12 protein-coding genes are annotated in these 13130 nt (G+C 36.7%); 6 read left to right on the forward strand and 6 right to left on the reverse strand.

Annotation, left to right across the window (positions count from 1 at the left end; all coding sequences use genetic code 11):
* Positions 1-111: 111 nt before the first annotated feature.
* The 6 genes from H1R81_RS07040 to rfaD all read right to left on the reverse strand — a co-directional run bounded on the left by H1R81_RS07040 (position 112) and on the right by rfaD (position 7205).
* Positions 112-1140, reverse strand: a complete 1029-nt coding sequence (locus H1R81_RS07040) for a phytanoyl-CoA dioxygenase family protein (protein ID WP_181839951.1) — start codon at positions 1138-1140, stop codon at positions 112-114.
* 165 nt (positions 1141-1305) lie between these two features.
* Positions 1306-1842 carry an ATP-dependent protease subunit HslV gene (gene hslV / locus H1R81_RS07045; RefSeq protein ID WP_181839952.1) on the reverse strand — a complete coding sequence of 179 codons (537 nt, stop codon included), beginning with the start codon at positions 1840-1842 and terminating at the stop codon, positions 1306-1308.
* A gap of 1 nt (position 1843) precedes the next feature.
* A complete protein-coding gene (locus H1R81_RS07050; RefSeq protein ID WP_181839953.1) occupies positions 1844-2401 on the reverse strand; it encodes a hypothetical protein in 558 nt (185 codons plus the stop codon).
* Positions 2402-4018: a pyruvate dehydrogenase complex dihydrolipoamide acetyltransferase gene (locus tag H1R81_RS07055; protein WP_181839954.1), complete on the reverse strand. Its 1617-nt coding sequence runs from the start codon at positions 4016-4018 to the stop codon at positions 2402-2404.
* Between the two features lie 267 nt (positions 4019-4285).
* Positions 4286-6073, reverse strand: a complete 1788-nt coding sequence (lepA, locus tag H1R81_RS07060) for a translation elongation factor 4 (protein ID WP_181839955.1) — start codon at positions 6071-6073, stop codon at positions 4286-4288.
* A 166-nt stretch (positions 6074-6239) separates the two neighbouring features.
* Complete coding sequence (rfaD, locus tag H1R81_RS07065; protein ID WP_181839956.1) at positions 6240-7205, reverse strand: ADP-glyceromanno-heptose 6-epimerase; 966 nt, start codon at positions 7203-7205, stop codon at positions 6240-6242.
* 205 nt (positions 7206-7410) lie between these two features.
* Between rfaD and H1R81_RS07070 the strand changes: the two genes are divergently transcribed.
* The 6 genes from H1R81_RS07070 to H1R81_RS07095 all read left to right on the forward strand — a co-directional run bounded on the left by H1R81_RS07070 (position 7411) and on the right by H1R81_RS07095 (position 12942).
* Complete coding sequence (locus H1R81_RS07070) at positions 7411-7821, forward strand: 6-carboxytetrahydropterin synthase (RefSeq protein WP_181839957.1); 411 nt, start codon at positions 7411-7413, stop codon at positions 7819-7821.
* Positions 7822-7917: 96 nt separating this feature from the next.
* A complete protein-coding gene (gene lpxB / locus H1R81_RS07075; protein ID WP_181839958.1) occupies positions 7918-9042 on the forward strand; it encodes a lipid-A-disaccharide synthase in 1125 nt (374 codons plus the stop codon).
* Between the two features lie 22 nt (positions 9043-9064).
* Positions 9065-9553 (forward strand): hypothetical protein, encoded by a 489-nt coding sequence (locus H1R81_RS07080; protein ID WP_181839959.1) that lies wholly within the window; start codon positions 9065-9067, stop codon positions 9551-9553.
* A 192-nt stretch (positions 9554-9745) separates the two neighbouring features.
* Entirely contained in the window at positions 9746-11215 is a 1470-nt protein-coding gene (sufB, locus tag H1R81_RS07085) for a Fe-S cluster assembly protein SufB (RefSeq protein ID WP_181839960.1), read from the forward strand.
* Between the two features lie 121 nt (positions 11216-11336).
* Entirely contained in the window at positions 11337-11924 is a 588-nt protein-coding gene (locus tag H1R81_RS07090; RefSeq protein WP_181839961.1) for a Crp/Fnr family transcriptional regulator, read from the forward strand.
* Between the two features lie 226 nt (positions 11925-12150).
* Positions 12151-12942: an alpha/beta hydrolase gene (locus tag H1R81_RS07095; protein WP_181839962.1), complete on the forward strand. Its 792-nt coding sequence runs from the start codon at positions 12151-12153 to the stop codon at positions 12940-12942.
* Positions 12943-13130: the final 188 nt, after the last annotated feature.

Here is a 13130-nt window from a genome sequence, read left to right on the forward strand (position 1 = left end):
ATTTTTATTATTTGTCGGTAATAGATTTAATAATGTAGAGGATATAAAAACAATAAACCCCGATGATAGCCAAGGCTGCCAATGGGGTTTATTGTTTTCTTGTTTTTATAATCAGTCTTTGAAAGACTCACCTCTTTCTTTAAGAATATTTTCTTGTTCAGGTATTCTTGGATCTTCATAAAGCGTGGCATTGTTAAGCTGAAATTTCTTTGGCTCGACACCCATTGCAGCTCTATGATAAGGTAGAGCTTGCTCTGAAGAATAATGGCATACAAAAGACTTGCGTGTTTGGTTCGGATCATTTATAATTGAACCACCATGCACCAGTGCTGAATGCCATATAAGCACATCTCCTTTCTTGATAAGCAATGTCTGTTTTTTCAGACCTAAATCTTCGCATTGATTATCAAGGAATTTTGCATAGTCAAGAGGTGTTTTGGTTGAATATTGATTGCTATAATATATGCCATTACCAAAGTTGAACTTTTTAACTTTAAGATGAGATCCGGCATAATAATATAATGGCCCTGAATTAATATGCACATCTTCCACAGGTATCCAGGAAGCTGCAAGGTTACTTGGAATTCTTGCGGTTACCCAAGGATAATCAGCGTGAGTAGGCTGCTGGCTTCCATAAAAGAAACTCAGGCTTTGCATACCTACAATGCGGCTGTCAAAAATTTTTTCAAGAAAAGCAATAATATCTTTAAAAAGGAATAATTTTTTTGCAGCCAAACTCTGGTTATGTATATCATTAATCTTCACCATCTTGCCAAGAATCTGTTCTGTGGTCCATTCATAAGCTGGTCTCATCAGATTAGGTTTGAATTCCTCGCGGTCAATCTGAATATATGTCTTGAATTTAGATGGGTTATTAATTATTTCTAATACATCTGCCCAATATAAATCAATGAGCTCATGAGGAATAATTTGTTCGAGTACAACATACCCGTTTTCTTTCCAGAAATTCAGTTTTTCTTCCAGATTATAAGGTAAATGTCCTTTTTGCGGATGAATTTTTAAAAAATCTGCAATATCTGCATTTTCGCGATCAATCCATGGAAGAGTAGAAGGATCAAATTCTTTCGGACCATTGAGGCGAAAGTAAACTTTTTTAGCCAATTCTTTTACAGAAAACATTTTGCATTTGTTTGATACATCAAAAATATACAATTTGCAATCAGGAACTATAAAAATATTTATTTAATGGCAAAATTTCTTATAATTTTCTTTTTTGTTTGAATTAAACAAAAAAAACTAATGAATTCAGCAGAAGTGTTATGGGTAAGATCAATAAAGAATATTTCAGAGTGTCTCAATAATTATATTATGGTTGGTATAGATACAAATATCGGCCGCTATATTTAGTCCTTCCTGTACCATTTCATGTGCACTTAATTTGGAAGCATGCCGCTTTAAGGCAATGGCAGCTGATTGCGCATACATACTGCCTGACCCAATAGCCGCAATCTGATTATCCGGCTCTAAAACATCACCTGTACCTGATATAATCAGAAGTTCTGTTTCATTGGCAATTATCAGCATTGCTTCTAATTTACGCAAGTATCTATCCATACGCCAGTCTTTAGCTAACTCAATGGCAGCACGTTTCATATTACCCCCATATGAATTGAGTTTCTCTTCAAATCGCTCGATTAATGTGAAGGCGTCAGCGGTCGAACCGGCAAAACCCGCGAGTATTTTACCACCATAGAGTTTTCTTACTTTTCTAACATTGCTTTTGGCAACAGTGTTACCCATTGTTGCTTGTCCGTCGGCTCCGAGAGCTACTTTGCCATTATGAATGATTCCAAGGACAGTTGTTGCGTGTATTTTTTCCATGTTATTCTTTAGATTCTATGGAAGAAATCTTCCAGATATTTTCTTCTAAATCAAAATTGTAAATCAGTGTTTGTACATACGGCTTTTTGAGATTGATTGTTACTTTAGCCTTTGTATTGTCTATTTTAATAGAGGAACTGTTTTTGAGTGCATAAAGTAATTCTGCTTTGGTAGGAGGGTCTTGCGATAGCAAATATCTATCGTAGTCCATTCTTTCCGCTGTATCCTTTTTTGCTACAATCATTTGCTTTTCAGCAAATTCTCTTTTCAGATTCTTCATATAACTACCTGAAAACAATCCGGTTTTCTGAATAGCGGCAAGATAGTTTTGCAGGCATTGAGTGTCGATTTTTGTAATATCAGGCCCTTCTCCATCAAAGCATTCGTTTTCATCAGGTAATTGATCTGCTTTGCACACCCAGGTAAAGAATTTTGTAAGTCTTTGCTGAGGGGTTTCCTGTGCATATAACGGAATCGCAATTGCTACAAAGCAATAAATCCCCCATATTTTCAATGAGGGATTTATTAGGGATTTTAACTGATATGCTTTGAATAACATTTATACCAATAATTTGTACGGTTCTTCAAGTAATTGTTTTAAAGTAACCATAAATGCAGCACCTGTTGCTCCATCAACCACACGGTGGTCGCAGGTAAGAGTGAGTTTCATTATATTGGTTACAAAGAACTGACCATCTTTCACCCCAACCGTTTCTTTAATTGCACCAACGGCCAGAATACAAGATTCCGGTGGGTTAATAATTGAGGTAAATTGCTCAATACCAAACATACCGAGGTTACTTACGGTAAAAGTATTACCCTCCCAGTCTTTCGGTTGTAGTTGTTTGTTTTTGGCTTTACCGCCTAAATCTTTCGTTTCTGCGGCAATCTGAGAAAGGGTTTTGGTATTAGCAAAACGGATGACAGGTACTAACAGACCTTCTTCAACTGCTACAGCCATACCAATATGCACATGATGGTTTTTACGAATCTTATCGCCCAACCATGAAGCATTTACCATTGGATGTTTGGTTAAGGCTGCTGAAACAGCTTTAATCACCATATCATTAAATGAAATCTTCACTGGGGAAATTTCATTCATCGCCTCTCTTGCCTTGATGGCTTTATCCATCGTAAACTCCATCGTCAGATAGAACTCAGGAGCAGAGAATTTAGATTCAGCTAAGCGACGAGCAATAGTCTTACGCATTTGTGAAAGCGGTACATCTTCGTAGCTTTCCTGACCAGCAGGAGCAGCAGCAACCACAGGGGTTTGGCTTTGTACAGCAGTAGGTTTAGCTTTTGGTGTAAAACTATCAACATCATTTTTGACAATTCTGCCACCTTCACCTGAACCATTTACATCTGATAAATTAATGCCTTTTTCTTCTGCCAGTCGTTTTGCCAATGGTGAGGCTAAGATACGACCATTGTTCGCATTTGAAGTAGCTGATTCTGGTGTACTTGTGGTTTGTGGTGAAGCAGGAGATGCTGATTGTTCTGCTTTTACCTCCGGTTGAGCAGGAGTAGTAGCAGCACTTCCGGCATTTAGTAATGCCTTGTAGTCTGCACCTTCTTCACCAATTACTGCAATTACTTCGTTTACCTTTGCGGCTTGTCCGGCTTCTACGCCAATATATAATAAAGTACCGTCTTCGTAGGCTTCCAGTTCCATCGTAGCTTTATCTGTCTCAATTTCAGCCAGAATATCACCCGATTTTACTTTATCACCTACTTTTTTCAACCATGTATGTATTACCCCTTCGGTCATGGTATCACTTAAAAGAGGCATTTGTACTGTTTTAGCTTTGATATTTGAAGTATCTACTGCCGGAGCTGCGGGAGCGGTTGGTTGAGCAGCCGGAGCAGTTTCCTTCGGAGTTTCAGCAGGTTGTTGTGTTGAGCCACCTCCACTTAAAAGGCTTTGGTAATCTTCACCAGGGTTACCAATTACAGCCATGATAGCATCAACCGGAACAGCTTGCCCTTTTTCTACACCAATATAGAGCAAAGTACCATCAGCATAAGACTCCATATCCATTGTGGCCTTATCTGTTTCTACTTCTGCTAAAATATCGCCTGATTTTACAGTATCTCCAACTTTTTTAAGCCATGCTGCTATAACACCTTCGGTCATGGTGTCGCTCATCTTGGGCATTCGGATTACTTCTGCCATTTTAAAAATTTGCTTGGTTTTGGATTAATGATTTTGCTGCAAAGGTTTTAACTTTTAATAGAACACCATTGGTTATTAAAAAGTTACCTGGCTTTTCAGCAATTTATTGATTTTACTTAGAATCGGTTTCAATGAATTTCTTCAATGCCCAAAATTATAATAAAGTCTCTGAATGTCAGTAATATTCCACCAAAAACTTTATTAATATCATTCATATGATCAAATCAAAAGCCCTTCCTTGAGCAAAATCAGGAAGGGCTTTTATTGTTAGCTAATCTTCAATACAGCCATAAATGCTTCTTGTGGCACCTCTACTGACCCGATCTGGCGCATTCTCTTTTTACCCTTTTTCTGTTTTTCAAGAAGTTTCCTTTTACGTGAAATATCTCCTCCGTAACACTTGGCGATTACATCCTTACGCAGAGCTTTTACAGTTTCACGGGCAATGATTTTTGCACCAATTGCTGCTTGAATAGCGATTTCGAATTGTTGACGTGGTAAGAGTTCCCGTAATTTTTCGCAAAGTTTCTTACCCCAGTCATAAGCTTTATCACGGTGAACAATGGCCGAAAGCGCATCAACAGGGTCACCATTCAGAAGAATATCTAACTTCACCAGATTGGATTCTCGGTAGCCAACCAGATGATAATCTAATGAGGCATAGCCTCTTGATATAGTTTTTAGTTTGTCGAAGAAATCAAATACTACTTCTGAAAGTGGCATTTCAAAAGTTAATTCCACTCGAGTAGAAGTAAGATATACCTGATTTTTAAGAATCCCTCTTTTTTCCATACATAGCCCCATAATTGGGCCTACGTAATCTGAAGCAGTAATAATCTGTGCATTAATAAAGGGTTCTTCAATCCAGTCAATGTAATTCGGGTCAGGCATTTCTGAAGGCGCTGAAACTTCAAGAATATCTCCCTTTTTCCCAATTACATTAAAACGCACAGATGGAACAGTAGTTAATACGGTCATGTCAAATTCACGTTCCAGACGCTCCTGCACGATCTCCATATGTAACATACCAAGGAATCCGCATCTGAAACCAAAGCCTAATGCCGCTGATGTTTCAGGCTCCCAGATTAAAGCTGCATCATTCAATTGCAATTTTTCCATTGCCTCTCTCAAATCCTCAAACTCAGAGGTATCAACCGGATAAATTCCGGCAAATACCATAGGTTTGACTTCTTCAAAGCCCTTGATAGCTTCTTTTGTTGGATTTTCAGAATGAGTAATGGTATCACCAACCTTTACCTCTTTGGCAACTTTAATACCAGATATGATATACCCAACATCTCCACAATCTACATAGTCGCGAGGTTCTTTTGTTAGTCGGAGAATCCCGACTTCATCTGCAATATACTCTTTGCCGGTAGCAACAAATTTTACTTTATCTCCTTTAGAAATACGCCCATTTTTCACTCTGAAAATTACCTCAATACCACGATAAGAATTAAATGTCGAGTCAAAAATTAGGGCTTGTAGTTCTGCCTTTGGATTGCCTTTTGGCGGTTGAATCCGGTGAATAATGGCAGCTAAAATTTCATTGATACCAATGCCTTCTTTCGCACTTGCAGGTATAATAGAATCTCTGTCACAACCGATCAGGTCTACGATCTGGTCTTTAACTTCTTCAGGCATAGCACCTGGCAAGTCAATTTTATTTAAAACCGGAATGATTTCCAGATCATGGTCGAGCGCCAGAAACAGGTTACTGATAGTTTGTGCTTCAATTCCCTGCGAAGCATCAACCACCAATAAAGCACCCTCGCAAGCGGCAATTGAACGTGAAACCTCATAACTGAAATCGACGTGACCGGGGGTGTCAATCAGATTAAGTATATATTCCTGCCCTTCAAATTTATAATTCATTTGAATGGCGTGGCTTTTAATGGTAATCCCTCGTTCTCTTTCAAGATCCATATCGTCAAGCACCTGGGCTTGCATTTCTCGATCCGAAATAGTATTTGTAAATTGTAGAAGGCGGTCGGCAAGTGTACTTTTGCCGTGGTCAATGTGTGCAATAATGCAGAAATTGCGAATATTTTTCATCTAATGTTAAGTTCCGAGTATTTAAGATAGTCAAATAGGTTTGATAACTATCTAATATTTTCTTCGTAACAAAATGTCTCTTTAAAACGGGTGTTTCAACAGAAAGTCTCTCTTACAAATCAATTATTTGCAAAAATAGTAAGAAAAGGAAGATAAAATGAAGACTTTAAAGATAATTATCTCCAACTAAATAATTGCTTACATAATCCTTTACAGAATCCTCTAATGAAGTAAAGGGCTTTTTATAACCAATCAGACGGAGTTTACTCATATTGGCTTGAGTAAAATACTGATATTTATCACGAATATCTTCAGGAGTATCAATGAAATCTATCTGAGGTTCAAGATTTAACGCTGTAAATGTTGCCTTGGCTAAATCAAGAAAGGTTCGGGCTTTACCTGTTCCTAAATTATATATGCCGGAATTACGACGAGAATGCATCAGATGAATACAAACTTCAATTAAATCTTTTACATATACGAAATCTCTCATCTGTTCTCCATCATTGAAGTCAGGACGATGAGATTTGAATAATTTAATTCTTCCAGTTGCCTTAATCTGATTATAGGCATGGAAAATAACGGAGGCCATTCGACCTTTATGATATTCATTTGGACCAAAAACATTAAAGAATTTTAATCCCGCCCAAAAGAAAGGTGAATCTTTTTGAAGTAAAGCCCATTTGTCAAACTCATTTTTTGACTCTCCATAAGGATTCAATGGCTTCAGTTGTGGAATCTGCAACTCGTTATCATCATAACCAAACTCTCCGTTTCCATAAGTTGCGGCTGACGAAGCATAAATTAATGGAATCTGATAAATATGGCACTTTTTCCATATTTGCTTTGAGTAATTAAGATTTAATTTATTAAAAATATTCTGATCAAACTCTGTGGTATCAGTACGAGCTCCAATATGAAAACAAAACTCAACTTCAGCCTGATTTTTATCTAACCATTCAAAAAATATATCACGGTGCACAAATTCTTGAATCTTTTTGTCCTCTAAGTTCTTCATTTTCAGAGAATTAGAGAAGTCGTCAACTGCGATAATAAAATTAAACCCGTCTTGATTCAGACGCTGTATCAGACAACTTCCAATAAAACCAGCGGCACCCGTTACAATAATCATAAACCTTTCGTAGTGTTATAAAGATTGCAAATTTAGCACATTCAGAAATGCAAATCCATAGATTTAACTTTGATTAAATTGTACTTTTTAAAGAATGTGACTTGGAATAGGTTAATTAACAATAGGTTAATAGTTTTTTGATGGTAATTTTGTGAACTTTTTATAGCGAGGTTCATTGTTAAGAGTTCTAAAACAACAAAAGTATATGATTTATATAACAAGACGTGAGCGTTTTAATGCTGCTCATAGATTATGGAATACAACCTGGTCGGAAGAAAAAAACAGAGATATTTTTGGATTGTGTTCAAACATCCATGGGCATAATTGGGAGTTGATTGTAACCGTAAAGGGTGAAATTGATCCTGAAACGGGCTTTGTAATGGATTTAAAAGCGCTTAGTAAATTAATGAAACAAGAAGTAGTAGATAAGGTTGACCATACTTTCTTGAACGAAGATGTAGCATTTTTAAAAGGCAAATTTCCAAGTACCGAAGTTTTCGCGGTTGAAATCTGGAAGATCCTGGCTCCGCTTATTCAGAATAAATACAATAGTATATTGCATTGTGTGAAACTAATAGAAACACCAAATCATTATGTTGAGTATTTTGGTGAGTAAGATTATAGAATGAATAGGTTGAATTTTATAAAATTCAACTTACTTCAAAATTTGATCACACAGTCACCAAATCGCTCAATCACTAAATTGTTCTACATGAAATATTTTATTATTGCAGGCGAAAGATCAGGAGATTTGCATGGTTCAAATCTGATTACTGCTATTAAAAAGGCAGATTCAGAAGCGCAGATACAAGGATGGGGTGGTGATTATATGACGACAGCAGGGGCAACAATTTTGAAACACTACAAAGACCTTGCATTTATGGGCTTTTTTGAGGTAATTCAAAATCTCTCAAAAATTCTGGGTTTTTTCAGGCTTTGCAAAAACCAGATAGAAGAATTTCAACCTGATGCCATTGTTCTGATAGATTATTCTGGTTTTAATATGCGGATTGCCAAATGGGCGAAACCACAAGGTTATAAGTTATTCTATTATATTTCGCCTAAAGTATGGGCATGGAATCAGAGGAGAGCTTTAAAACTGAAGCAAACTATTGATAGGCTATTTGTTATATTCCCGTTTGAGGTAGATTTCTTTAAAAATTATGATTATGAGGTAGAATTTGTTGGTAATCCATTATTTGATGCCATTGCTGCTTTTCGGCCTAATCCGGATTTTTTAAATGAGAATAATCTTGGAGAAAAGAAAATAATTGCCCTTTTACCCGGCAGCCGCAAGCAGGAAGTTGAACAAATGCTGAAACTTATGGTGGCTACTAAAAAACAATTTCCCGATTATCAGTACGTTATTGCAGGTGTAGGTAATCTTTCAAAAGAATTCTATGAACGCTTTTTGACTGATGACATCCGATTGGTTTTCGATCAGGCTTATGATTTACTAAGTCATTCCGAAGCAGCAATGGTAACGAGCGGTACTGCCACTTTAGAAACCGCTTTATTTGGTGTACCTCAGGTTGTTTGTTATAAAATGAGCCTGATTACATATAGTATAGCGAGCATGGTTGTAAAAATTGAGTACATTTCTTTGGTAAATCTGATTGCCCAGAAAGAAGTTGTGAAAGAATTATTACAAGGGGAACTGACGACTGAAAACATTGCTAAAGAAATTAAAAAAGTATTAAATAATTCTATTGAAAGAAAAAAACAAATAGCTGATTATCAAAAAGTTAGAGAAATACTTGGCAGTACAGGAGCATCTGCTAAAACAGGCAAGCGAATTGTAGAAATATTAAATAATAGTAATTTAGTAAATAATTGATTTGTAAATAAAATTGTTTAAAATGAGATTTTTCAAAACCTTAATTACCCTGACTTTCACTGGTTTAATTCTGTTCTCTTGTAAAGAAAAACAACCAGTTGCAGCGAAATCAAAAACTGAATATTTGGCAGGTACAGTTTCTAAAACATGGAAAAATACTAAAGCTGAAGCTACTAATTCCGGAGGCCTTAAGATTGATTTAGTAATAACACAGCCAGCTTGTATAACGGATAATATTTTAATTTTTTATCCGAATAATACTTACGAATTCAGAGAAGGGGCCACTAAGTGTGGTGCCAATGATCCAGACCTTCTGTTAAAAGCAAACTGGACATTCCTTGAAAATGAAACTAAATTTAAAATTGATAAGATCGTATTTCAGGGTAGAGAAGTAAATGATACTATTTTTGATATTGTTGAGCTGAATGATACTATTTTTACTGGAAAAACAACCTTAACATTGAATGGAGAGACTTTTCAGTTTGTGGCAACATTTCAACCTGCGCAATAAATCATAGCAATCGATTTAGAATTAATTTAACAAATTAGCTAATCGTATCGGTATTAAGGCTAAATTTGCGAACAAATATTCCTTAACTAATGTTAGAGTTAGGTGGAACAGCTATACGGTGTGTTCACTTGTTACTACGCAAAGAGTCTAATATTTCGCTTTTATACCTAAAAGCGCATAAAGCAAAAATACATGAGTAAAGACTTAGAATTATTAGAAGAATTAACCACCTCCGAATATAAATACGGGTTTTATACAGACATTGAGGCAGATGAAGTTCCGGCAGGGTTAGACGAAAGTGTTATTCGTCTTATTTCGGAAAAGAAAAATGAGCCTGAATGGATGCTGGAGTGGCGTCTGAATGCTTTCAGAACATGGCAAGGTATGACCGAGCCCAAATGGGCAAATATTCATTATAAACCTGTCGATTTTCAAGGTATAAAATATTATTCTGCACCTAAGCAGAAAAAAGTGGTTAATAGTCTTGATGAAATTGACCCGGAATTGCGCCGGACGTTTGAGCGTTTAGGTATCTCTTTAAAAGAACAGGAGAGATTATCAGGTGTTGCACCAAAACCTCTATCAGGTGTGGCTGTGGATGCAGTAATTGATTCGGTTTCTGTAGCTACTACGTTTAAAGCTGATCTGAAGAAATTGGGTATTATCTTCTGCTCAATGTCAGATGCGATTCAGGAACATCCTGATCTGGTGAAAAAATATCTGGGTTCGGTTGTTCCTGTAAAAGATAATTTTTATTCGGCATTAAATGCAGCGGTATTCTCTGACGGATCATTCTGCTATATTCCAAAAGGCGTTCGTTGTCCGATGGAGTTGTCAACCTACTTCCGTATCAACGCGGCAGGAACAGGGCAGTTTGAACGTACATTGATTGTAGCTGATGAAGGTGCCTATGTAAGTTATCTGGAAGGCTGTACAGCTCCGCAACGTGATGAAAACCAATTGCACGCTGCGGTGGTAGAAATTTATGCCCATAAGGATAGTGAAGTAAAATACTCAACTGTCCAAAACTGGTATCCTGGAGATAAAGAGGGGAAAGGGGGTATTTATAACTTTGTAACCAAACGTGGTTTATGCTTTGGCGAAGGGTCTAAAATATCATGGACGCAGGTAGAAACAGGTTCAGCTATTACTTGGAAGTACCCATCTGTTATTCTTCGCGGAGATAATTCAATCGGAGAATTTTATTCGGTTGCAGTTACAAATAATATGCAGCAGGCAGATACTGGAACTAAAATGATTCATATTGGTAAAAATACTAAAAGCCGTATCGTTTCAAAAGGTATTTCGGGAGGTAAAAGCCAGAACTCGTATAGAGGCTTGGTTGATATTTCCAAGCGTGCACAAAATGCCCGTAACTTCTCCCAATGCGATTCGTTGCTTTTGGGTGATAGATGTGGCGCACATACATTCCCTTATATTGAAGTAAATAACTCAACGGCCTCGGTAGAACATGAAGCAACTACTTCAAAAATTGGTGAAGACCAGTTATTTTATTGTAACCAGAGAGGTATTCCTACCGAGAAAGCCGTTGCATTAATTGTAAACGGGTATGTGAAAGAAGTATTGAACCAATTGCCAATGGAATTTGCCGTAGAAGCACAAAAATTATTGGAGATTTCCTTAGAAGGAAGTGTCGGATAATTTTTAGTAATATATCACTAATAAAAAGACTGCTGAAAGGTGGTCTTTTTTTATGATAGCTTTTTGAAAGTTTGCGATATATAGATAGAATCGTTAGTTTTGGTAAAACCTGAATACTATAATGACCGACCTCGATATACTCGCATACGCATTAAATACCTTAGCCAAAGTTGATGAGGATGATTTTGCACTTTCAGCCCAGTATTGGCAAAGACGTTCCTATAAAAAAGGAGAGTATTATAATGAGTATCGAAACGTTTGCAAGTATCTGGGGTTTATTATTGACGGCGTTTTCAGAACATATTATGTTGATGACAATACAGGTGAAGAAAAGAATGTCTTCTTTTTCTCAAAAAATCAGGTAGTAGTTTCATTCAAAAGTTTTATTACTCAAACTCCCTGCAATTATTTTACACAGTCAATGGTCGATTCAAAGATTCTTTATATTCATATTGATGATTTGAATAAGCTATATCAACAATCTCATAAGTGGGAACACTTCGGAAGGCTGATTGCTGAAATGGCTTTTAATGTATCCATGAATCGTACTGAAAGTTTTTTATTTCAAACCCCGGAACAGCGTTATCTGCAATTAATTGAAGACCACCCAGATATTTTCAATACCATTCCATTATATCAGATTTCTTCTTATCTGGGTATTCAAGGCCCATCGCTCAGCCGTATTCGTAAGAGAATTATCGGTAAATAACTGGCACTAACTAATTTTAACTTCGTGTAACTCAGTGCATCACTTCGTGCCACTTAATAGTTAAAAATTAACCCTTTCATAACTGTATTGTATTTATAAAAAAAATCTGTCGATACATTCGATTTTAACTTAGGTTAAAATTATTGTCAGTCTCATCTATGACCTTTGTATCATAATCTTAACGATAACAACAACAGAAATTTTAAATCATTAAATCAATACTACAATGAAAAATTCAATCACCACCAAAAACATCGTATTTATCACAGGAGCATTTGTTCACAATTCTTCATGGCAGGAATGGCAAAAATATTTTGAAAGTAAAGGCTATAACACAATCGCTCCGGCGTGGCCTTTCAAAGATGCCCCAACTGCCGCAGACCTGAGAAACAGACAACCAAACGATACTGACTTAGCAGCATTGACTTTGGATGAATTGGTTGACCACTACGCAAAAATTGTTAGTAGTTTTCCTGAAAAACCAATTATCATCGGACACTCTTTAGGCGGTTTAATTACACAGATTTTAATAAACAGAGATTTAGGCGCAGCCGGAATAGCGATTCACCCTGTTGCACCACAAGGCATTATTCCTTATGAATTTTCATTTCTTAAAGCCGGATGGAAAGTTTTAGGTTTATTTACCTCTTTGAAAAAGACCTATTTAATGTCGTTTAAAGACTGGCAATATGCCTTCGTGAACGGCATGCCATTGGAAGCGCAAAAAGAAGCCTATGAAAAAAATGCCATTCCTGAATCAAAAACAGTAGCCAGGGGTGGGTTAACGAGTGCTGCGAAAGTTGATTTTGCTAAACCTCATGCTCCTTTATTAATTACCTCAGGCGATCAAGACACCATTATTCCTGCTCACTTGAATATCCGTAACTTTAAAGCTTATAAAGAATCTGGGTCAGTTTTAGATTATAAAGAATTTAAAGGCAGAAATCACTACGTATTAGGTCAACCAACCTGGAAAGAAGATGCAGATTATATTCTGGATTGGATTAAAAAGCAATAGCCAGGTGTCAGCTAAAAGTAAAAGAGGAGAGGCCCTGGTGGTTTCTCCTCTTTTACTTAAATTCCTGTCACGTCCTGAAATAGCGATACACAAAAAAGAGTCGTTATGGAAGAAAAGACTAATTATTCAAGGCGGTCACAGCGAGACTATAGCCTGTCGCTAAAACTTCAAATTGTTCAGGAAGTAGA

This window comes from Emticicia sp. BO119, from assembly GCF_013912375.1.
Taxonomy (GTDB): Bacteria; Bacteroidota; Bacteroidia; order Cytophagales; family Spirosomataceae; genus Emticicia.